The sequence below is a fragment of the Streptomyces pyxinicus genome, assembly GCF_024753135.1.
In the GTDB taxonomy this organism is placed as follows: domain Bacteria; phylum Actinomycetota; class Actinomycetes; order Streptomycetales; family Streptomycetaceae; genus Streptomyces; species Streptomyces pyxinicus.
The window spans coordinates 380127-400707 of sequence record NZ_JANUGP010000001.1 but is presented as its reverse complement, the minus strand read 5'-3'; the positions used below and the strand labels follow the sequence as shown (position 1 = coordinate 400707).

Annotated in this window: 18 protein-coding genes, 1 tRNA gene and 2 pseudogenes; 11 read left to right on the top strand and 10 right to left on the bottom strand. The window is 71.2% G+C overall.

Annotation, left to right across the window (positions count from 1 at the left end):
- Window positions 1–67: 67 nt before the first annotated feature.
- Entirely contained in the window at window positions 68–964 is an 897-nt protein-coding gene (locus NX794_RS01690) for a class I SAM-dependent methyltransferase (protein ID WP_258776201.1), read from the top strand.
- Window positions 965–1039: 75 nt separating this feature from the next.
- Here the strand turns inward: NX794_RS01690 and NX794_RS01685 are convergent, their stop codons facing one another.
- Complete coding sequence (locus tag NX794_RS01685; protein WP_258776200.1) at window positions 1040–1729, bottom strand: glycoside hydrolase family 75 protein; 690 nt, start codon at window positions 1727–1729, stop codon at window positions 1040–1042.
- Between the two features lie 206 nt (window positions 1730–1935).
- On the opposite strand from NX794_RS01685, the gene NX794_RS01680 reads away from it, so the two are divergent.
- Window positions 1936–2550, top strand: coding sequence for a hypothetical protein (locus NX794_RS01680; protein WP_258776199.1), 615 nt, complete (start codon window positions 1936–1938; stop codon window positions 2548–2550).
- Window positions 2551–2646: 96 nt separating this feature from the next.
- Here the strand turns inward: NX794_RS01680 and NX794_RS01675 are convergent, their stop codons facing one another.
- The 3 genes from NX794_RS01675 to NX794_RS01665 all read right to left on the bottom strand — a co-directional run bounded on the left by NX794_RS01675 (window position 2647) and on the right by NX794_RS01665 (window position 6548).
- The gene (locus NX794_RS01675) at window positions 2647–3483 is read right to left on the bottom strand and encodes an aldo/keto reductase (protein ID WP_309505952.1); all 837 of its coding nucleotides are present in this window, start codon (window positions 3481–3483) and stop codon (window positions 2647–2649) included.
- A 94-nt stretch (window positions 3484–3577) separates the two neighbouring features.
- Entirely contained in the window at window positions 3578–5404 is a 1827-nt protein-coding gene (locus NX794_RS01670) for an AMP-dependent synthetase/ligase (RefSeq protein ID WP_258776197.1), read from the bottom strand.
- Between the two features lie 274 nt (window positions 5405–5678).
- A complete protein-coding gene (locus NX794_RS01665; protein WP_258776196.1) occupies window positions 5679–6548 on the bottom strand; it encodes a LysR substrate-binding domain-containing protein in 870 nt (289 codons plus the stop codon).
- A gap of 196 nt (window positions 6549–6744) precedes the next feature.
- On the opposite strand from NX794_RS01665, the gene NX794_RS01660 reads away from it, so the two are divergent.
- Window positions 6745–7788 carry a bile acid:sodium symporter family protein gene (locus tag NX794_RS01660; protein ID WP_258776195.1) on the top strand — a complete coding sequence of 348 codons (1044 nt, stop codon included), beginning with the start codon at window positions 6745–6747 and terminating at the stop codon, window positions 7786–7788.
- On the opposite strand, the gene NX794_RS01655 is transcribed toward NX794_RS01660, so the two are convergent.
- Window positions 7738–9627: an exo-alpha-sialidase gene (locus tag NX794_RS01655; RefSeq protein ID WP_258776193.1), complete on the bottom strand. Its 1890-nt coding sequence runs from the start codon at window positions 9625–9627 to the stop codon at window positions 7738–7740. The genes NX794_RS01660 and NX794_RS01655 overlap by 51 nt on opposite strands.
- 297 nt (window positions 9628–9924) lie before the next feature.
- On the opposite strand from NX794_RS01655, the gene NX794_RS01650 reads away from it, so the two are divergent.
- Entirely contained in the window at window positions 9925–10452 is a 528-nt protein-coding gene (locus tag NX794_RS01650) for an isochorismatase family protein (RefSeq protein WP_258776192.1), read from the top strand.
- Between the two features lie 196 nt (window positions 10453–10648).
- Here NX794_RS01650 and fdhD read toward each other — a convergent pair whose 3' ends face one another.
- Together fdhD and NX794_RS01640 are read right to left on the bottom strand one after the other, a co-directional pair.
- Window positions 10649–11497: a formate dehydrogenase accessory sulfurtransferase FdhD gene (gene fdhD / locus NX794_RS01645; RefSeq protein WP_258776190.1), complete on the bottom strand. Its 849-nt coding sequence runs from the start codon at window positions 11495–11497 to the stop codon at window positions 10649–10651.
- A 96-nt stretch (window positions 11498–11593) separates the two neighbouring features.
- Window positions 11594–11852: pseudogene (locus NX794_RS01640) on the bottom strand (ketopantoate reductase C-terminal domain-containing protein); the annotation flags it as partial.
- Between the two features lie 118 nt (window positions 11853–11970).
- On the opposite strand from NX794_RS01640, the gene NX794_RS01635 reads away from it, so the two are divergent.
- From NX794_RS01635 to NX794_RS01620, 4 genes and pseudogenes are all read left to right on the top strand, one after another.
- A complete protein-coding gene (locus tag NX794_RS01635) occupies window positions 11971–12918 on the top strand; it encodes a beta-ketoacyl-ACP synthase III (RefSeq protein WP_258776189.1) in 948 nt (315 codons plus the stop codon).
- A gap of 95 nt (window positions 12919–13013) precedes the next feature.
- Window positions 13014–13691 carry a GntR family transcriptional regulator gene (locus NX794_RS01630; RefSeq protein WP_258776188.1) on the top strand — a complete coding sequence of 226 codons (678 nt, stop codon included), beginning with the start codon at window positions 13014–13016 and terminating at the stop codon, window positions 13689–13691.
- A gap of 34 nt (window positions 13692–13725) precedes the next feature.
- Window positions 13726–13982, top strand: a pseudogene (locus tag NX794_RS01625) (aldehyde dehydrogenase family protein); the annotation flags it as partial.
- Between the two features lie 137 nt (window positions 13983–14119).
- Window positions 14120–14207: transfer RNA gene (locus tag NX794_RS01620), tRNA-Leu, on the top strand.
- Between the two features lie 485 nt (window positions 14208–14692).
- Here NX794_RS01620 and NX794_RS01615 read toward each other — a convergent pair.
- Both NX794_RS01615 and NX794_RS01610 read right to left on the bottom strand, forming a co-directional pair.
- Window positions 14693–15322, bottom strand: coding sequence for a class I SAM-dependent methyltransferase (locus NX794_RS01615; protein WP_258776187.1), 630 nt, complete (start codon window positions 15320–15322; stop codon window positions 14693–14695).
- A 74-nt stretch (window positions 15323–15396) separates the two neighbouring features.
- The gene (locus tag NX794_RS01610; RefSeq protein ID WP_258776186.1) at window positions 15397–15849 is read right to left on the bottom strand and encodes a glycine-rich domain-containing protein; all 453 of its coding nucleotides are present in this window, start codon (window positions 15847–15849) and stop codon (window positions 15397–15399) included.
- Window positions 15850–16094: 245 nt separating this feature from the next.
- On the opposite strand from NX794_RS01610, the gene NX794_RS01605 reads away from it, so the two are divergent.
- Window positions 16095–16868 (top strand): helix-turn-helix domain-containing protein, encoded by a 774-nt coding sequence (locus NX794_RS01605; RefSeq protein ID WP_258776185.1) that lies wholly within the window; start codon window positions 16095–16097, stop codon window positions 16866–16868.
- A 340-nt stretch (window positions 16869–17208) separates the two neighbouring features.
- A complete protein-coding gene (locus NX794_RS01600; protein WP_258776182.1) occupies window positions 17209–17634 on the top strand; it encodes a hypothetical protein in 426 nt (141 codons plus the stop codon).
- 147 nt (window positions 17635–17781) lie between these two features.
- Here the strand turns inward: NX794_RS01600 and NX794_RS01595 are convergent, their stop codons facing one another.
- Window positions 17782–19065, bottom strand: a complete 1284-nt coding sequence (locus NX794_RS01595) for an ROK family protein (RefSeq protein ID WP_258776181.1) — start codon at window positions 19063–19065, stop codon at window positions 17782–17784.
- Between the two features lie 196 nt (window positions 19066–19261).
- Here NX794_RS01595 and NX794_RS01590 point away from each other — a divergent pair, with 196 nt between their 5' ends.
- On the top strand, window positions 19262–20578 hold the full coding sequence (locus NX794_RS01590; RefSeq protein ID WP_258776180.1) for an ABC transporter substrate-binding protein: 1317 nt from the start codon (window positions 19262–19264) through the stop codon (window positions 20576–20578).
- The last annotated feature ends 3 nt before the right edge of the window (window positions 20579–20581 follow it).

Here is a 20581-nt window from a genome sequence, read left to right as displayed (position 1 = left end):
AACGTCACTGGCCTCCGCCCGCCACACCGTCGCACCCTGGCCGGGAACCGACGAAAGGCTGACCGGCATGGCACCCGCACACCACCACACCCACCGGCACGCCACCGGTCACGACCACGGCACGGCCGTCGACTGGGGCGCGCAGGCCTCCCATCTGGAGTCGGAGGCCGACCTCATGACCCCCGTCTACGAGCGGGCCATGGCCTGGCTCGCGCGGGAGGTGACCGATCCGGGGCTGATCGTGGACGCGGGCAGCGGTCCCGGAGTCGTCTCGTGCCTGTTCGCCGAGGCGTTCCCGGCCGCCCGGATCCTCGCCGTGGACGGCAGCGAACCGCTCCTGGAGCGCGCCCGCGCCCGCGCCGCCCGCCAGGGCGTGACCGACCGCTTCGACACCCTCACCGGCGAACTCCCGACAGTGCTGTCCGAGTTGGACTACCCGGCGGACCTGCTGTGGGCCGGCCGCAGCCTGCACCACCTGGGCGACCAGCGCGCCGCCCTCACCGCCTTCGCCGACCGGCTCGCGCCCGGCGGCACCCTGGTCCTCCTCGAAGGCGGCCTGCCCACCCGCTTCCTGCCCCGCGACATCGGCATCGGCCGCCCAGGCCTCCAGGCCCGGCTCGACGCCCTGGAGGAGGAACGGTTCGCCCGGATGCGGGCCGGCCTGCCCGGCTCGGCCGCCGAGACCGAGGACTGGACCGCCCTGCTGACCGCCGCCGGCCTGATCCGTCCCCGCACCCGCAGCTTCCTCCTCGACCTCCCCGCCCCCGCGACCGCCCGCACCCGCGCCTACGTCGTCGCGACCCTCGCCCACCTGCGCGACGGCTTCTCCGACACCCTCACCCCCGAGGACCGCACCACCCTCGACCACCTCCTCGCCCCGTCCGCCCCGACGAGCGTCCACCACCGGCCGGACGTGTTCGTGCTGGGGGCGTACACGGTGCATACGGCGGTGCGGCCGGTCTGAGGCCCAGGACGAGCCCGGACCGGCCGGCCGGCACCTGGTCGGCCGGTGGGGCAGCCAACCGATCTGCCGTTTCGCTCAGTTGGCGGACAGGAACTGCCTGGCCAGTTGGTCCCCCAGGGTCACGGCCGCGCTGTGGCTCTCGATGGGGGACGCCTTGGAGTTCTTGAAGAGGAGGTAGGTGACGCCCGAGTCGGTGCCGCCCGTCTCCGGGTCGGGGTCGATGCCGAGTGCCTTCGCGGTGGCGTAGGAGGCCTCGCCGATGATCTCGGTGGGGCCGGTGTCGCCGACGACGGCGTACTCCACCTTGTTGTTGTAGATGACCGCGACCACACCGCCGCCCTTGATGCCGGCGTTCGCGTAGTTCCAGATGGCGCTGGAGCTGGGCACCACGACGTAGGGGAGCGACTCGGCCTTCAGCGGCTTGCCGTCGGACTGGTGGAAGGCGGTGTCGGCCTGGTACCAGGGGTCGCGGTCCTCGTTGCAGTTGGTGGTGCGCTGGCCGTCGCAGTCGATGTCCATGTCGGCCTTCCAGAAGACCGCGCCGTTCTTCCCGCAGACGGGGACGGTGGCGGCGGTCTCCTCGTCGGTCCGGTACTTGCCGCTGGAGAGCTGCGTACAGGACGACACCTTGGCCAGCAGGTCGGCCGCGCTGACGGTGCCCTCCTGGGCGGACGTGGGGGAGGCGGTGGCGTTCGCGGGCAGGACGCCGGCCGCGAGGAGGGCGGCGCCGGAGGCCGCGGCGAGGGTTAGTGTTCGAAGGCGCACGGTGGGGGACCCTTCTGTTAGGAAACTTTCCTTACCGGGTGTCGTACACGGTGGACCTGTTTGCATGTCCTCGTCAACCCTTCGGTCGTTCGGTGGTGAAACCCGCGCCGATTGCGGAGGTTGGTGTCCCGGGCAAGACTGGCGGCAGGGGGTGTGCCGGAAATGTCCTACCCTGTCCGAGGCCATCGCGCTGGGAGGTGGACGTCATGTTCGTGCGCACGGTGTACGCCACCGGCGATCCCGCCGAGCTGGACACGGCGGTCCGGGCCCTCAACTCCCGGGGCCACGACCTGCTGGAGGAACGCCCCGGGTACCGGGGAGCAGGGGTCTTCGTCGACCGGCAGCTCGGCAAACTGCTCTCGGTCAGCTGGTGGGAGACCGAGGAGGCCCGGTACAACAGCGACGAGGTGATGCGCGAGCGCCGCCCCGCGCTGCTGGGGCCCTTCGCCGGAACGGTCGCGGTCGAGAACTACGAGGTCGCCGTCTTCCACGCGCTCCACCAGCGCTCCACCACCGGCGGCGGACTGCGCCTCGCCCGCGTGGAGTTCGATCCGGCGGACGCGGACCTGTTCGCCGACGCCTTCCACGCCGATCTGCTGCCCCGACTGGAGGCCCTGCCGGGACTGGCCCGGGCCGCGCTCTTCCTGGACCGGCACCGCGGTCGCGGCCTCGTCGGCACCCTCTTCACCGACCCGCACTCCCTCGCCGCCTCCCGCGCCGGCCAGGCTCGGGTCCGGCGGGAGGGGGCCGCCAAGGCGGAGGTGACGGTGGTCGGCCTGGAGGAGTTCGAGGTCGTGCACGCCGACGCCCGCACCCTGTGAGGGGCCACATGGCCGTGCGCCCCGCCGGTCGGCGGGGCGCACGGTACCGCTCCGGCAGGGTGCCGGACGGCGTCGGACTCGGACGAACGGACCGCGTCAGACGACGTCGAAGGCGGCCGGGTCGGGGCCCAGGCGCCGGTCCTCGTTGAGCGCGCTGATCGCCGCGAGGTCCTCGTCGTCCAGGCTGAAGTCGAACACCGCGATGTTCTCCTTGATCCGGGCCGGCGTCACGGACTTCGGGATCACGACGTTGCCGAGCTGCACATGCCAGCGCAGCACGACCTGGGCCGGGGTGCGGTCGTGCTTCTGCGCGATCGCGACGACGGCCGGCACCTCCAGCAGGCCCTTGCCCTGGCCGAGCGGCGACCAGGCCTCGGTGGCGATGCCCTGCTCGGCGTGGAACTCCCGCGCCACGCGCTGCTGGAGGTGCGGGTGCAGCTCGATCTGGTTGACCGCCGGGACGACGGACGTCTCGTCGACGAGCCGGCGCAGGTGCTCCGGAAGGAAGTTGGACACGCCGATGGCCTTGACCCGGCCGTCGGCGTACAGCTTCTCGAACGCCTTGTAGGTGTCGGTGTAGGTGCCACGGGACGGCAGCGGCCAGTGGATCAGGTACAGGTCCAGGTAGTCCAGACCCAGCTTGGCCAGCGACGCGTCGAAGGCGCGCAGGGTGGCGTCGTACCCCTGGTCGCTGTTCCAGAGCTTGGTGGTGACGAAGATGTCCTCGCGGGGCACGTCCGAGGCCGCGATGGCCTTGCCGGTGCCCTCTTCGTTGCCGTAGATCGCCGCTGTGTCGATGCTGCGGTACCCGGCCTCCAGTGCCGTGGCGACGGCCCGCTCGGCCTCGTCGTCCGGCACCTGCCATACGCCGTAGCCCAGCTGGGGCATCTCGACGCCGTTGTTGAGGATGATCGGGGGGACCTTGCTGCTCACGAGCCTCTTGATCCTTCGGTTGTCGACAGGTGGTACTCCATCGTCAACGATCACGGCCCGCGATGCATTCCGTACGGCGGATCCCGATTGCCGCTCAGCCGCGGTAGAGGGCCTCGACCTCGGTGTCGTAGGCCTTCTCGATGGCCTTGCGCTTCAGCTTCAGGGAGGGGGTGAGCAGCCCGTGCTCCTCCGTGAACGGCTGGGCCAGTATCCGGAAGGTGCGGATCGACTCGGCCTGCGAGACCAGCGTGTTCGCCGCGACCACCGCCCGCCGGACCTCCGTCTCCAGGTCCGGGTCGCGCACCAGGTCGGCCGGGGACAGCCTCGGCTTGTCGCGCATCAGCAGCCAGTGCTCCACCGCCTCCGGGTCGAGGGTGACCAGCGCGGCGATGTACGGGCGGTCGTTGCCGACCACGATGCACTGGTTGACCAGCGGATGCTCGCGCACCCGCTCCTCCAGCACGCCCGGCGAGACGCTCTTGCCGCCGGAGGTCACCAGGATCTCCTTCTTGCGGCCGGTGATGGTGAGATAGCCGTCCTCGTCCAGCGAGCCCAGGTCGCCGGTGGCGAGCCAGCCGTCGTGCAGGGTCTCGTCGGTGGCCTTCGGGTTGTTCAGGTAGCCCTGGAAGACGTTGCCGCCGTTCAGCCAGATCTCGCCGTCGTCCCCGATGTGCACGGTCACGCCCGGGATGGCCTGGCCGACCGTGCCGTAGCGGGTGCGCTCGGGCGGGTTGGCGGTGGCCGCCGCCGTGGACTCGGTCAGGCCGTAGCCCTCGTAGATCTGCACGCCCGCGCCCGCGAAGAACAGCCCCAGCCGGCGGTCCATGCCGGAGCCCCCGGACATCGCGTTGCGGATCCGGCCGCCCATCGCCGCCCGCACCTTGGCATAGACGAGCTTGTCGAACATCTGGTGCTGCACGCGCAGCCCCGCCGACGGGCCGGGCCCGAGACCCCACGCCTTGGCCTCCAGGGCCTCCGCGTACTTCACCGCGATGTCGACCGCCTTCTCGAAGGGCCCGGATCTGCCCTCCTTCTCCGCCTTGCGGCGGGCCGCGTTGAACACCTTCTCGAAGATGTACGGCACGGCGAGGATGAACGTCGGCCGGAACGCGGCCAAGTCGGGCAGCAGGGCGGCGGCGTGCAGCTGCGGCTGGTGGCCGAACCGGACCCGGCCGCGGATCGCGGCGACCTCCACCATTCGCCCGAAGACGTGCGCCAGCGGCAGGAACAGCAGGGTGGACGCCTCGTCCCCCTTGCGGGAGTGGAACACCGGCTCCCAGCGTTCGAGGACGGTGTCCGCCTCGAACATGAAGTTGCCGTGCGAGAGCACACAGCCCTTGGGGCGGCCGGTGGTGCCCGAGGTGTAGATGACCGTGGCGACCGAGTCCGGGGTGACCGCCTGCCGGTGCCGGTGCACCACCTCGTCGTCCAGGTGCGCCCCGGCGTCGTACAGCTCCTGCACACAGCCGGAGTCGAGCTGCCACAGGCGGCGCAGTTGCGGGAGCCGGTCGATGACGGTGGCGATGGTCATGGCGTGGTCCTCGTGCTCCACGACCGCCGCCGACACCTCCGCGTCGTACAGCATCCAGAAGCACTGCTCCGCCGAGGACGTGGGGTAGACGGGCACCACCTGGGCGCCGATGGTCCACAGGGCGAAGTCGAAGAGGGTCCACTCGTAGCGGGTGCGGGACATCACGGCGACGCGGTCGCCGAACCGGACGCCGCCCGCGAGCAGGCCCTTGGCCAGGGCGAGGACCTCGTCGCGGAACTCGGCGGCGGTCACGTCCCGCCACTGCCCGGTGGTGTCCTTGCGGCCGAGGGCGATGTGCAGCGGGTCGGTCCGGGCGTGCTCGAAGACGACGTCGGCCAGACCGCCCACCGGCGGCGCCGACGTGGCCGGCGGGTTGGTGAACTCGCGCAATCCTCGCTCCCCGGTCCTCACTGCCTGGTCGCGTCGGTGACGCTCGGCACAGCGCGGTGAAAGCTACCCCACACTTTCGGCGCGCGGGAGGGGGTAGGAAACCGAGCAAACCTCACGTTTCACCGGTGCGCCGGCCGGAAAATGCCCGCACATGGGGAAGGGCCGGACACACTACTGACGGGTCGGTAAGTTCCGCCGCCGTAATCTCCACCGAATCTGTACGCGCCCGGCACGGGCGGCTGCGCTACCGGCGGCCTGTCCGCGGGCCGGCCTCTCACTCGCTCCGCCGCCGCAGTTCCTCGCCGCCCGCCAGGATCGCCGCCGCCAGGGCCTTCGCGGCGCCGGTGGCCGGGGTGGGGCGGTGGCCGTGGGCGAGGACGAAGTCGATGCGGCCGAGGTCGGGGAGGCCCGCGCGGTCCGGAAGGCGGGTGAGGCCGGGCGGGACGAGGCGGCGGGCGTGGGCCATCACCCCGAGTCCGGCGCGGGCCGCCGCGATCAGGCCGTTGAGGCTGCCGCTCGTGCACGCGATCCGCCACTCCCTGCCCTGCCGGTCCAGCGCCTCCAGGGCGCGGGCCCGGGTGATGCCGGGCGGCGGGTACACGATCAGCGGCACCGGGCGGTCGGGGTCGAGGCGCAGCCGCTCCGCGCCGATCCACACCAGCTCGTCGCGCCAGACCAGCTCCCCGCGCGGATCCTGCGCACGCCGCTTGGCCAGCACCAGGTCCAGCTTCCCGGCGGCCAGCCGCTCGTGCAGGGTCCCGGACAGCTCGACCGTCAGCTCCAGGTCGACCTCGGGGTGGTCGTGCCGGAAGCGCTCCAGGATCTCGGGCAGCCGGGTGAGCACGAAGTCCTCCGACGCGCCGAACCGTAGCCGACCCCGCACCCGGGTGCCGGTGAAGAACGCCGTCGCCTGCTCGTGCACCTCCAGCAACCGGCGGGCGAAGCCGAGCATCGCCTCGCCGTCCTCGGTCAGCTCCACCGAGTGGGTGTCCCGGGAGAACAGCTGCCGCCCGGCCGCGTCCTCCAGCCGGCGCACGTGCTGACTCACCGTGGACTGGCGCAGCCCCAGCCGCGCGGCGGCCTGGGTGAAGCTCAGGGTCTGGGAGACCGCCAGGAACGTGCGCAGGTGCGTCGGGTCGTACACGTTCCGAGCCTAGCCGGTCATCATGAGACGTGATGGCAGTCAGAGTGGTGTGCGGGATTCCCGATCGGTGCGCGGACGGGGACGATGGAGAAGGGACCTGTCGTCCCCGAGAACTGTTGTCCCCGAGAACCGTCGTCCCCCGGGAACCGGCGGGTACCCGCCCGTCACGCACCGCCCGCACTGCGATCGGAGCACCGTGAAACGCCTGCGCTGGCCGAGCTGGATGCCGATCGACCGCTACATCGTGCTGCTCCTCGGGACGGTGGGCCTCGCCGCGCTCCTCCCGGCCAAGGGCGTCGGCGCCGACGTGGCCTCGGGCGCCTCCACCGCCGCCATCGCGTTCCTCTTCTTCCTCTACGGCGCCCGGCTCTCCACCCGCGAGGCGCTCGACGGACTCAAACACTGGCGGCTGCACGTCACCGTGCTGGTCTGCACCTTCGTGATCTTCCCGGTGCTGGGGCTGGCCGCGCGCGGACTGGTGCCCGTCCTGCTGACCCACCCCCTCTACCAGGGGCTGCTGTTCCTGACGCTGGTGCCGTCCACGATCCAGTCGTCCATCGCGTTCACCTCCATCGCCCGCGGCAACGTCCCCGCCGCGATCTGCGCCGGCTCCTTCTCCTCCCTGGTCGGCATCGTCCTCACCCCGCTGCTCGCCGCGGGGCTGCTCGGCAACAGCGGCGGCGGCTTCTCCGCGGACTCGCTGGTGAAGATCGTGCTCCAACTGCTCGTGCCGTTCCTCGCCGGGCAACTGCTGCGCCGCTGGATCGGCGGCTTCGTCACCCGGCACAAGAAGATCCTCGGACTCGTCGACCGAGGCTCGATCCTGCTCGTCGTCTACACCGCCTTCAGCGAGGGCATGGCCCAGGGCATCTGGCACCAGGTCAGCCCGGTCCGGCTGGCCGGGCTGCTCGCCGTCGAGGCGGTGCTGCTCGCCGTGATGCTCGTCCTCACCTGGTACGGCGCCCGGGCGCTCGGCTTCGGCCGGGAGGACCGGATCGCCATCCAGTTCGCCGGCTCGAAGAAGTCCCTCGCGTCCGGGCTGCCCATGGCGAGCGTCCTGTTCGGCGCCCACGCCTCGCTCGCCGTGCTGCCGCTGATGCTCTTCCACCAGATGCAGCTCATGGTGTGCGCGGTCATCGCCAAGCGCCGGGCCCGCGATCCGCAGGGGACCGGGGACCCGGCGCGCGAGTCAGCCGCGCACCCGGTCCAGGGGCAGCCACAGAACCGTGTCCTTCGCTGACCGTGTGACCTCCGGGTCTGACAGCTCCTCGTCGCCGAGCGCCCGGTCCCACACGTGTACGTCGTCGATCGCGCCGCTGAAGAAGGCGCGGCTGTCCATCCGCTGACCGACGTGCACCCCGAAGGGCGAGTTGCGGCTGACCGAGCCCGGCACGTCGGACGCCGAGGACTGCGCCCCGTCGACCCACAGGGAAAGCCGGCCCCCGCCGCGCCGCAGCACCACGTGGTGCCACTGCCCGTCGTTGTACGCGCTGTCCGTGCGCACGTACGCCGTCCGCGGTGCCGTCGCCCCGTCCCGGGTGGTGATCAGCCCCTGCACCCGGTCGCTCGCCGGTTCGCCGCGCAGCCACACCTGCGGCTGGCTGGTGCCGATCCCGCCCATCCACAGCAGCGGCTGCTCGCCCGTCGTCGCCGTGTACCGGAACCACAGCGACGCCGTGAAGTCCCGCGTCCCCAGCGGCAGCCCGTCCCGGTAGGGCAGGCGTACGGCGTCGTCGGCGCCGTCGAACTCCAGCGCGCCCCCGACGGCACCGTCCGTCTCCTCGGCGTCGCCGAGCACGGCGGCCGGGCGGGCGCCCGGGGCCCGGTCGGCGGTGACCGGGTCGGGGCCGCGCCGGGGGGTCAGCCAGTCCTCGGTGAAGCGGGCGAAGCGGATCTCGTCGCGGGCGTCGGCCGCGCCGCCCTCGTAGAGCAGCCCCACCGTGTCCCGGCCGACGGCGACCAGGTCCGAGTAGCCGGACCAGTCGGTGGTGACGACGGTGCCGCGGTCCACGCTCTCCCAGGTGCGCCCGCCGTCGTAGGAGGAGCGGATCATCATCGTGCGGCGCCGGTCGGGGTCGGCGGGGCAGGCCAGCAGGAGCCGGCCGCCCAGGCGCAGCAGCGACCCCTGCACCTGCGGGGCGTACAGGTCGGGGATGCCCCGGAAGGGTGCCGTGAAGCTGCCGCCGCCGTCGCGGCTGACGGCCTGGGTGCGGTGTCCGAGGTCGGTGCCGTCCTGCTCCCGGCCACTGACCAGGACCGAGCCGTCATCGCGTTCGGCCAGCGTGAGTTCGGACGGCTTCTGCCGGAAGGTGCCGTCGGCGGCGATGGGCCAGGTGTCGGTGGCGCCGATCCGCCAGTGCCCGCCGTGGTCGTCGCTGACGATCAGTGCCGCGTGGTTGGCGCTGACCCGGGTGCCGTCCCAGGTCTCGGCGTTGACCCCGAACACCAGCCGCCCCGCGTACCGGCCACGGGTGAGCTGGATGCCGTGCACGGGGCCGGTCGCGTACCAGGAGTTCCAGTCGGCGGGCAGGATCTCCGGGCTCAGGTCGCGCGGCTCGGACCAGCTCAGGCCGTCGTCGTCGCTGTACTGGAGATGCGGGGTGCGGTCGCACGGCACCGAGCAACTGGCGCTGTCCGCGCGGCCGGTGTTGTAGGTCTCGGCGAGCCAGATACGGCCGGTGGCGCGGTCCACGACCGGTGCCGGGTTGCCGTGGGTGTTCCCGGCACCCTCGGTGACCACCCGTAGGGGGCCCCAGGTGCGGCCGCCGTCGGTGGAGCGCTTGACCACGATGTCGATGTCGGCCGCGTCCCCGCAGTTCAGCACCCGGCCCTCGGCGAAGGCGAGCAGCGTGCCGTCGGTGGTCCGGACGACGGCCGGGATGCGGAAACAGGCGTACCCCGGGTCACGGTCGGCCTTGAAGAGGACCTGCTGGGTGAACTCGGCTGCTGATCCAACCGGTTGGGCCTCGGCTCGCGGGGCGGGGGTGAGGGAGACGAGCAGGGCCGTCGCCGTGACGACGGCTGCGGCGGTGGCGGTGGTGAGCAAGGATCTGAGACGGGTGCGAAGACCTGACGGCACGATGCGATCTGCCCTTCGTCGGCCGGACATCTGGTCATCCGGACATCCCATGTCCAACGTGCGCCCCATCGACGGTAGTTGGACCGCCTGCCGCTCACAAGAAGCGTGCGGAACGAGAAGCAGGTGGAACAGGAGGGATCCCGCGGACGCGGCACCGCCTTCCCGGAATCGGCCCGGCCCTCGATCACCTCACGCGGCTTCGCGGCATCCTCCCGGCGCCCGCCGAACGCGATCAGTTCACGGACCTGTTGATCCGGATTTCCGGCACCGACGGCTGACGGGGGCTAACGTTCCGTCATGAACGCAGCCCACGTCCTCGACCCGCGGCGTACCGCCCTGATCCTCGTCGACCTGATGGAACGCATCGTCGCGCTGCCCCTCGAACCCCGCAAGGGCACCGAAGTGCTCGACAGAGCAAGGGAGTTGGCCGCCGCGTTCCGCTCCGCCGGGGCCCTCGTCGTCCTGGTCCGGGTGGAACGGCCCTCGGTCGCCGAGCAGCCGCCCGGCAGCGCACTGGTGCCGGGGCTGCTCCAGGACGGGGACCTGGAGGTGGTCAAGCGGACAATCGGCGCCTTCCAGGGCACCGGGCTCGACGCGCGGTTGCGCGAACGCGGGGTCACCACCCTGGTGTTCGGGGGCATCGCCACCAACCTGGGCGTCGAGTCGACCGCCCGCGCCGCCGGCGACCTCGGGTACGACCTCGTCTTCGCCGAGGACGCGATGGCCGCGCTGACCGCCGCCGAGCACGAGGCCTCCGTAAGGCTCGACTTCCCGCGTCTCGGCACGGTTGTCACGGCGGGGCAGCTCCGGCTCGAAGCGGGCTGAGGCGCGGAACCCGGTGAGGCGCGGAGGCCGGCGTGAGGCGGGGTCCTGGGGCGCAGGGGGCGCTCCCCGCCGGGGGCAACCCGGTTGAAACGGCAAGGTAAGGGCGAAGGACGAAGGACGAAGGGCGAAAGGCGAAAGGCGAAAGGCGAAGGACGAAGGCAAGGATGCCCCGCCGCCGTGCCACGGCCGGGCGGGGTCAGCCCTGGGGAGCCGGCTCCCGCAGGGAGATCCGGTCCTCGCCCGCGTACACGTTCATCGAGCTGCCCCGCAGGAAGCCCACCAGGGTCAGCCCCGTCTCGGCGGCCAGGTCGACCGCGAGCGACGACGGCGCCGACACCGCCGCGAGCAGCGGGACGCCGGCCATCACCGCCTTCTGCGCCAGTTCGAAGGAGGCCCGGCCGGACACCAGCAGGACCGTCCGGGACAGCGGCAGGTCGCCGTTCCGCAGGGCGCGCCCGACCAACTTGTCCATGGCGTTGTGCCGGCCCACGTCCTCCCGTACGTCCAGCAGCTCGCCGTCCTCGGTGAACAGGGCCGCCGCGTGCAGGCCGCCGGTGCGGTCGAACACCCGCTGCGCCTCCCGCAGCCGCCCGGGCAGCTCCGCCAGCAGCTCGGGCGTCACCCGCAGCGGCGGGTTGTCGGCGATCGGCCAGCGCGCGGTCGTCCGTACGGCGTCCAGGCTCGCCTTGCCGCACAGCCCGCAGGAGGAGGACGTGTACACGTTCCGCTCCAGGGTGAAGTCGGGCAGGCTCACCTCGGGCGCGGTGCGGACGTCGACCACGTTGTAGGTGTTCGAGCCGTCCACCGTGGCCCCGGCGCAGTACACGATGTTCCGCAGGTCGGACGCGGCGGCCAGCACCCCCTCGCTCACCAGGAACCCGGCCGCCAGCGCGAAGTCGTCGCCGGGGGTGCGCATGGTGATCGCGAGCGGCTTGCCGTTGAGCCGGATCTCCAGCGGTTCCTCGGCTACGAGCGTGTCCGGCCGGCTGGAGACCGCCCCGTCCCGGATCCGGAGGACCCTGCGTCGTTCCGTGACTCGTCCCATGTCCTGATCAGCCCCGGTTCTCTACGTGCTGGTGGCCCTCTGCGTTCTCATTGTCCTGCACCGGGAGCGCGGGGTCGCGACCCGGTCGGCCTCGCCTCACGCGGCGCTCCGAACGGCCGGCAGGTCCGCGAGGGCGTGCACGGTGCGCAGGGTCGGCACCTCCACGCCGGTGATCTCCGCGAGTCCTGATGACGGCCGCGAGCAGCACGTCCAGCTCCATCGGTCTGCCGCGCTCCAGGTCCTGGAGGGTGGAGGTGCGGTGGTCGCCGACCCGTTCGGCGCCCGCGAGCCGCCACTCGACGGAGACGCCGACCTCGCAGCCGGGGGAGGCGGCGACCGCGAGCGTCTCCCGGGCCTGGGTGAAGCCGACAACTCGGGCGCCCGTTTCCTGTGGCATCACCTGCCCCCCTACCCATGAGTCACTGACAAGACTGGTGGATCCGCTACCCACGGCAACGAGGGGGACCCCCCGCATGAACGGCACGCGCATCGCCGCCGTCGGCCACTACCAGCCCGCCAGGCTGCTCACCAACGACGACCTGGCCGGCATGGTCGACACCAGCGACGAGTGGATCCGCAGCCGGGTGGGCATCCGGACCCGGCATATCGCCGGACCGGACGAACCGGTCGACGAACTCGCCGCGCACGCCGCCGCCAAGGCCCTCGCCGCCGCCGGCCTCACCCCGGGCGACATCGACCTCGTCCTGGTCGCCACCTCCACCGCGATCGACCGCTCCCCGAACACCGCCGCCCGGGTGGCCGCCCGCCTCGGCATCCCGGGGCCCGCCGCGATGGACGTCAACGTCGTCTGCGCCGGCTTCACCCACGCCCTCGCCACCGCCGACCACACCGTCCGGGCCGGTGCGGCGACCCGTGCCCTGGTCATCGGCGCCGACAAGATGACCGACGTCACCGACTGGACCGACCGCAGCACCTGCGTCCTGGTCGGCGACGGCGCCGGCGCCGCCGTGGTCGAGGCCTGCGAACCCGGCCAGGAGCCCGGCATCGGCCCGGTGCTGTGGGGGTCGGTACCCGAGATGGGCAACGCGGTGCGCATCGAGGGCACCCCGCCCCGGTTCGCGCAGGAGGGCCAGAGCGTCTACCGCTGGGCCACCACCCGGCTCCCGCCCATCGCCCGGCGTGCCTGCGAGAAGGCCGGCATCGTGCCCGCCGACCTCGCCGCGGTCGTCCTGCACCAGGCCAACCTGCGCATCATCGAGCCGCTCGCCGGGAAGATCGGTGCCGTCAACGCGGTGGTCGCCCGTGATGTCACCGAGTCCGGCAACACCTCCGCCGCGAGCATCCCGCTGGCCCTGTCCAAGCTGATCGAACAGGGCGCCGTCCGCAGCGGCGACCCCGCGTTGCTGTTCGGCTTCGGCGGCAACCTGTCGTACGCCGGACAGGTCGTACGCTGCCCCTAAGACCAGTTCTCCTCCCCTGGAACGGGCTCCGGTGCGCCGTAGACTGCAGACGAAAGACAATCCATAGCGGGCTCAGGAGCAGGAGGGGGACCGCGATGGTGTCGACCGGACTGCCGCAGGGAGCCGTGCCGAAGCTGGAGCGGCCGGGACCGCTGCGGGACCGGGTCTACGAGGCCCTGCTGGAGCTGATCACCACGCGTGCCCTCGGCCCCGGCCGGCACCTGGTGGAGAGCGAACTCGCCGGGCACCTCGGCGTCTCCCGGCAGCCGGTGCGCGAGGCGCTGCAACGGCTCAGCACCGAGGGCTGGGTCGATCTGCGGCCCGCCCAGGGCGCGTTCGTCCACGAGCCCACCGAGGAGGAGGCCGACCAACTCCTCACCGTCCGCACCTTGTTGGAGGCGGAGGCCGCCCGGCTGGCCGCCGCGCACGCCGACAGCCCAGGCATCGCCGTCCTCGAAGAGCTGTGCGCCGAGGGTGAGAGCGCGGTGGCCGCCGAGGACGTGGACCGCGCGGTCGCCCTCAACGCCGCCTTCCACGCCAAGGTGATGGAACTGGCCGGCAACACGGTCCTCGCCGAACTCGCCGCCCAGGTCGACCGCCGGATCCGCTGGTCCTACACGCCGGTCGCCCGGCAACGCGGCGCCCAGTCCTGGGCCGAGCACCGCGAGCTGATCACGGCGATCGCCGACCACGACGAACAGCGCGCCACCCACCTGATGCGCGAACACACCGAGCACACCCGGCGGTCGTACCACGAGCACGACGCCGGCTGAGCGCGGGCACACCGGATCGCCGGCCGCCATCGAGTCCAACGGCGCCGCGGTCACCCCCCTCGCCACCGACGACCGGGTCACCTACAACCGGCTCGCCCGCCAGATCCGCGCCCTCAAGACCGGCCACGGCACGGCCCGCTCCCGTGACGACCGGGACGAACTCCTCGGAGGCTTCGGCGCCTCCTGGCGCGGCGCCTTCGTCGGCGGCCCCCTCCTCGTACGGGCCGTGATCCGGGCCCGGCGGAGGAGCGACCGCCGGGTAATTTCCCGGGGTACCACCTGATGCCGTGACCCTCACGCACGGTGACACCCCTTGCGCACCCCGCGCACACCCCCGCCCAGCGCCCGGATACGCAGGTGAAACGCACTCCGAAACCTTGGTATTGTTGTCTCGTCGCTGCGGGGAGCACCCCGCCGACAGACACCTGGTCCGGGTGGCGGAATGGCAGACGCGCTAGCTTGAGGTGCTAGTGCCCTTTATCGGGCGTGGGGGTTCAAGTCCCCCCTCGGACACCAGCTGAGACCCCACTTCGCGTGGGGTTTTCTGCTCTCCATGACTGTGGCGTGACCAACAGCCGAGCGAATCCCTGGTCGGACCAGGGATGACAGGCCGAGTCGGCCCGCTCCGGAGGCGGCCAGTCGGCGCGCTCCGTGCTTACGTGAGTGCCCGCACCGGGACATAGTGTAGCCGGGCGAGTGGTGTGCCGGACGTTGGCGGAGACCTCGACGGGGTTCTCCCCGGCTTCCAGGTCGTTCGTGACCTTGCTGTGGCGCCAGTCGTGGATGCGGAAGTCCTCGGGCAGGTGGAGCCGGGTCGTCTGGCTGTCGTCCAGGGTCGGATACGTCGACTCCTGCGCAGGGCGAGAGCGTACCGCCATCGCCAAGGCCCTGAGCCCCCCTGTAACGGCACATCGGTGAGAGTGCATGAGACGGGCACACAGCCTTTCTGGCAAGCCCCTCGCGTACGCGCCGGGGGCGTCGTCCTGCCCGACCGGACAGGGTCAGGGAGCTACCGCACGAACGAGCATCGTGCCTACGGTCCTGCCTTCCGGCGGGTCGATGACGGATGCGGAAGCACCGGTGAATCCGTGGCCGGTGAGGAGTCGCTCCCATGTGCTTGGGCTGTGGTCGTGCCGCATACCTGCCCTGCCCGGTCGCGGCCTCTGACTTCCGGCAGGCAGGTGCGAGAACGCCAGAATGCCGCCCGCTGCCATGCGGGCCCGGATCAGTGGGAGCAGAGTCTCCGGATCGACGAACCAGACGGCGCCGAAGATCGAGAGCACGACGTCGAATGTTCGATCTGTCCTGCTCAGGAACGCCGTCGCCTCCACCGTGCGGAACTCAAGTCCCGGCAGATCACCCCAGCGCTCCCGTGCCACAGCCTCACGGGCGGGGGCGATGTCCACCCCGAGACCGGACGCGCCGAGAGTCACCAGGTGTGCCAAGTTACTTCCGCTCCCCGAGCCGAGTTCCAACACCCGGCGCCCGGCCACAGGGCCTAGAAGAGCCTCGTTCGGCCCATGATCGGCGTACTGAGTCCAGTTCAGCCAGGTTGTGTCTCCGTTGGCGTTCTCGGCCCTACGGGGCGTACTCCCGACCGCGTACCTGTCCCAGGACTCAGCCAATGACATGCAGTGTTCCTCTCCGGGAGCGGGGCCCACCCCCAACGTACGGGGATAAGCCCCAACTCACGTGCTGCTCGGCCCTACTTGGGTGAGTCGTGGCATCCGGCGTGGCACTGGTTGCAGTCGGCCGCGCTCTCCATGCCCCACAGGTCGGGATCGATCTCGAACCCGGCCGCCTTGATGGCGTTGATCGTCCGTTCCAGGACCAGCGGACCGCCGTCCCGCGCGTCGCGCCCGTCCCCCAGCTCGGGAACGTGGTGGATGTACCGGCCGAAGTGTCGGTCCGTGAAGTGGTGGTACGGGATCGAGTCCAGCATGAACGAGTGCCATGCCTCGTCCACCTGCTTGGACGGACCCATGAGCAGGTCCGGGTTCTCGCCGCACGTGACCAGGTAGGCGACCGCCTGCGCGAACTTGGCCTCCGCCAGTTCGCGGGTGTTGTCCGGATTCCGGAGAAGGAGCGTCACCTCCCGCTCCCACACCTCCGGGGTGACGTACGCCTTCGGGTCACGGATCATTACTGCCGTACTCATGCCGGCTGGCCTCCACGCGATCGGGGGTCGGATGTGCTCCGGTCCTGTCGCCCGCCTCGGCACCCGGGGCACAGGCACGGGGGCATCAAGCCGGTGGTGCTGATGCGGACGGACATGACGACCATGTTCCGGATCGCCGTAACCATCGCGGCGACGTTCCCGGCGTCTCTCGGGCGTCATGTCGGCGTCGCGCCGAGGGCGTCAAACCGGTGTCATGGGAAGCGCGGCGTGGCTAGCCTCAGAGCATGACGAGCACGGTCGAGCGTGAGCGAATCCCCAACGACGTGCTGACCTCAGTACGCAAATCGATGAACCTCAGCCAGGACGAGCTTGCCCAGGGGTTACGCGGCGCGGGTGAGGAGCTGGGGGAACCCAACGACGCCTCCAAGCGACTCGTGCAACGCTGGGAGTCCGGGGAGACCAGGACATGCCGTCCGCTGTACGCGCGGGCGCTGAAGCGGTTCACGGGCCGCGCCCCCGAGTCGCTGGGGTTCGCCATCCCCATGACTCGCGTCCACTCAGACGGCGCAGGAGGCCACGACATGGAAGCAGGGGAACTCGGTACCACCGACGCCGCCGCAAGCTTGGAGACAGAGGGTCAGGGCGAGTACGCGGGTATCTGGCTGTCGCGGTACGAGTTCTACTCGTCCAGCCGCGACGAGACGTTCGACTGCAAGCACCACGTCGTGATCGTCCAGCACGGCAACCGGCTGACAGCTCAGAGCCTGCCCGGCGCGTCGACCAACCCGGACAGCCCCCTGTCTCTGGATCTCACCGTGGACCGGAACGTCATCACGGGCACATGGACCGAACAGACCGCGGCCGATGGCTACTACCAGGGCGCCCGCTATCACGGCGCCGTTCAGATGCTGATCGAGCCGACGGGCCGACGCATGGCGGGCAAGTGGGTGGGGTTCGGGAAGGACTTCGACGTGAACACCGGACCGTGGGAGCTGCGCCTACTCGACAGGTCCACGGGTCGAGCGAGCATTGAGCGGTACTCGACTCTTCCGTCATGAGAGGGATGGTTGGTCACGTGACCAACGCATGACCAGCAGCGCCCCGAAGCCACAGGAAGCAGCAGGAAAGAACAGGAGAAGCGCCCGCCGAAATGCCACCATTCGGCGGGTGTTTCCGCAGCTCAGAGCTTACAGGAGCTGATGCCCGAGGCGAGAGTTCAAGTCCCCCCTCGGACACCAGCAGGGACGTTTCTGGGGCGAGGGTACGCCGCACGGGACGGGCGGCGGACATCGGCAGGCCGGGGAACGGAAGAGGAGGCCGAGAGAGGGGGGCGCCCGCGTGCCCACCCTTACGGACCGCACTCGCACCGGCGTCATCCGACGTATTACGTCGCCCTTTGTGGCGAAAACGCGCATCAGCATCAGCTTGGAGCAGGACCAGGCCGAACGCATCAGGCAGCACGCGGAACCGGCGGGCACGGATGTCTCGGCATACCTGGTGCACGCCCTGTCCGGCGTCCTGAAGGACTGCGCGGTCCCTCATCAGGCTCGTACGTCGGAGCCGCCCATGCGTGAGACCAAGGCAGGCTGTCCGGAGTGTCTGGACTGTGCGACGGACCCGGACCTCGCGGACTGGCGGTGCATCGGCACCACTCTGGGGCGAGCGTCCCCGCCGGCCAAGGAGCGGCTGGCTGCGGTGGACGCCTGGGTGGCTCTGGCGGCGGGTCGGCACGGCAGCGCGGTGATCTTCACCATCGAGCCGGGGGACACGCACGCCTACCTGAAGGTCCTCGCGCCGATGGACGTGCGCGTGGTCGCCGTCTGACGACAGGGAGCCACGTTCCGCCCCGTCCAGTCGCTTTCTTCCGCCGGTCACGCCTGCGGCCTTTGCTCCCACCCGAAATCATGCCCACCGCGACGTGCCGTTCTCGGCCGCGCAGGGCGGCGACCGTAACCGCCCCCTCCGCCCCCTTCACGCCAACCGCCCCTCCACCGCCGCCCGCCAAGCCGGAGGCTGATCCGGCGTTGGAGCCGGCCGGCGGCCCCCCGTCGCGAAGAACGCCGCCAGGGGCAGGACCGCCGCGCCCACCGTCACCGCGTCCGGGCCGAGCCGGCCCAGGTCGATGCGTACCCGGGAGGCGGGGTGGCGCAGGGCCTGGGCGAGGGCGTGTTCGCGGACGCGGTCCAGGAAGGCGCCGCCGAGCTGTAGGCCCGCCCAGCCGCCGATCAGCACCCGCTCGGGCTGAAAGAGGTTGATCAGGTCGGAGAGGCCGGCGCCCAGGTAGGCGGCGGTCTCCGCGAGGAGGCTCCCGGCGACCGGGTCGGGTGTGGTGCCGTCGGCGGGGCGGGCCGCCGCCAGCAGGTCGGTCAGTGCCTGTTCCTCGCCGCCCCCCGCCGACGGCCGCCCGCCCGCCTCCCGCCAGCGCGCGACCAGCGCCTCCGCGCCCGCGTACGCCTCCAGACAGCCCCGCGCCCCGCACCGGCACCGCCGCCCCCCGACCCGTACGGTCAGGTGCCCCCACTCCACCGCCCGGCCCCGCGCCGCTTCCTCGGTGACCACGCAGGCGCCGACCCCCGAACCGAACAGCACGACCACGGCGCCCGGCGCCCCGCGTCCCGCGCCGAACCACATCTCCGCCTGGCCCAGCGCCTTCGCCCCGTTGTCGATGAAGCAGGGGACAAAGGTGGGGAGTCGGGTCGCTTCGCGGAGCAGGCGTTCCAGGGGGACCGCGTCCCAGCCGATCGTCTGGCCGTGGACGACCGCGCCGTCCGCGCCGGTGTGCTCGATGATGCCGGGTACGCCGACGCCGATACCGAGCAGTTCGGCGGGGGAGAGGGCGGCCGTGCGCAACACCTCGGCGACGCCGTCCGCCACCTGGCCGACGATCGCCGTCACGTCGTAGCCGCTTGGCCCCAACGGGCGTTCAGCGCGCGCGAGTTCGCTCATGGCCAGGTCGAACAGCTCCACCCGTACCCGGGTCTCGCCGATGTCCACCCCGATCAACCGTCCGCTGTCCGGGCGGACGCGTAGCAGCCGGCGCGGCCGGCCGACGTCCGCGCCGACCACGCCCGCCTCCTCCAGCAGCCCCTCGGCGAGCAGGCCGGCCACGACGTTGCTGACGGAGCCCGAACTCAGGCCGGTCGCCGGACCGAGGGCGTGCCGGCTCATCGGCCCATCGACATACAACCGTTGTAGAACGGCGCTCCGGCTCTCCCGCCGCAGGTCACGCACCGTGCGGCCGCTCAGCCCTGCCACCTGGCCTCCCCTTTTCCCGCGGTTTTCCGGCACTGCCGACCGGTTGCCGCTGCCGGATCCCTTGACGTTCGTTTCTCCTGAGGTTTAACTCACGTCCTAAATTAAGCCATGAGGGGGCTTCGCGGGCCGAACGGGGTGTCGGACCGCGCGGGCGGTCCTCGCGGTTCTCGACTCCCGGAAAGGGACACCAGGAGCCATGCGCAGCATCAGAGCCGCGGCCGTAGGCGCCGTGACCATGTCTCTGGCCCTCGCGGCCACCGCCTGTGGCGGCGGTTCGTCCAGCGGCGGCGGGTCAAACGACTCGCCGAAGACCCTGACGTACTGGGCCTCCAACCAGGGCGCCAGCATCGCCGTGGACAAGCAGGTCCTCCAGCCCGAGCTGGACAAGTTCCAGAAGCAGAGCGGCATCAAGGTCAAGCTGGAGGTCGTGCCCTGGTCCGACCTGCTCAACCGCATCCTCACGGCGACGACCTCGGGTCAGGGCCCGGACGTGCTGAACATCGGCAACACCTGGAGCGCCTCCCTCCAGGCCACCGGCGCGCTGCTGCCCTGGGACGCGAAGAACTTCGGCAAGATCGGCGGCAAGGACCGCTTCGTCGACTCCGCGCTCGGCTCCACCGGCGCCACGGACAAGGACCCGGCCGCCGTACCGCTGTACTCGATGGCGTACGCCCTCTACTACAACAAGAAGATCTTCGCCGAGGCCGGCATCGCCAAGCCGCCCACCACCTGGGACGAACTGGTCGCCGACGGCAAGAAGATCAAGGCCAAGGGCAAGTCGGTGATCGGCGCCGAGGGCGCGAACGTGTCGGAGAACATCCACCACGTCTTCGTCTTCGCCAAGCAGCACGGCGCCGACTTCTTCACCGCCGACGGCAAGCCCGACTTCACCAACCCCAAGATCGTGGACGCCGTCAAGCAGTACGTCGACCTGATGGCCGAGGACAAGGTCATCCCGACCGGCGACGCCGAGTACGCGCAGAACCAGTCCGTCAGCGACTTCGCCAAGGGCAAGCAGGCCATGCTGCTGTGGCAGTCGGCCGCCGCCAACCTCAAGTCCCAGGGCATGAGCGAGGACGACTACGGCATCACGCCCGTGCCGGTGCGCTCGGGCACCCCCGGCACCGGCGCCCAGACCAACTCGATGGTCGCCGGCATCAACATCGCCGTCTTCAAGAACAGCCACAACCTCGACGGCGCCACGCAGTTCGTGAAGTTCATGACCAGCGACGCGGAGCAGAAGATCCTCAACACCGCCTACACCTCCATCCCACCGGTCAAGGGCGCCCAGTCGGACGCCGCCTTCAACTCCCCGGCCAACGCGGTGCTGAAGAACACCCTCGCCACCAGCGCCGCAGCCCTGCCGCAGGTGTCCTCGGAGTCCCAGTTCGAGACGGCGGTCGGCACGGCCGTCAAGGACCTGTTCGCCGACGCGGCGGCCGGCCGCGCGGTCACCGCCGACTCCGTCAAGGCCAAGCTGGAGAAGGCCCAGCAGCAGATGCCGGCGGCGTGAGCA

Coding starts and splice junctions, on each gene's coding strand:
- fdhD (WP_258776190.1), bottom strand. CDS start 11,497: ATGGGACGAGTCACGGAACGACGCAGGGTCCTCCGGATCCGGGACGGG.
- NX794_RS01650 (WP_258776192.1), top strand. CDS start 9,925: ATGAACGCAGCCCACGTCCTCGACCCGCGGCGTACCGCCCTGATCCTC.
- NX794_RS01635 (WP_258776189.1), top strand. CDS start 11,971: ATGAACGGCACGCGCATCGCCGCCGTCGGCCACTACCAGCCCGCCAGG.
- NX794_RS01610 (WP_258776186.1), bottom strand. CDS start 15,849: ATGAGTACGGCAGTAATGATCCGTGACCCGAAGGCGTACGTCACCCCG.
- NX794_RS01605 (WP_258776185.1), top strand. CDS start 16,095: ATGACGAGCACGGTCGAGCGTGAGCGAATCCCCAACGACGTGCTGACC.
- NX794_RS01630 (WP_258776188.1), top strand. CDS start 13,014: ATGGTGTCGACCGGACTGCCGCAGGGAGCCGTGCCGAAGCTGGAGCGG.
- NX794_RS01690 (WP_258776201.1), top strand. CDS start 68: ATGGCACCCGCACACCACCACACCCACCGGCACGCCACCGGTCACGAC.
- NX794_RS01590 (WP_258776180.1), top strand. CDS start 19,262: ATGCGCAGCATCAGAGCCGCGGCCGTAGGCGCCGTGACCATGTCTCTG.
- NX794_RS01615 (WP_258776187.1), bottom strand. CDS start 15,322: ATGTCATTGGCTGAGTCCTGGGACAGGTACGCGGTCGGGAGTACGCCC.
- NX794_RS01680 (WP_258776199.1), top strand. CDS start 1,936: ATGTTCGTGCGCACGGTGTACGCCACCGGCGATCCCGCCGAGCTGGAC.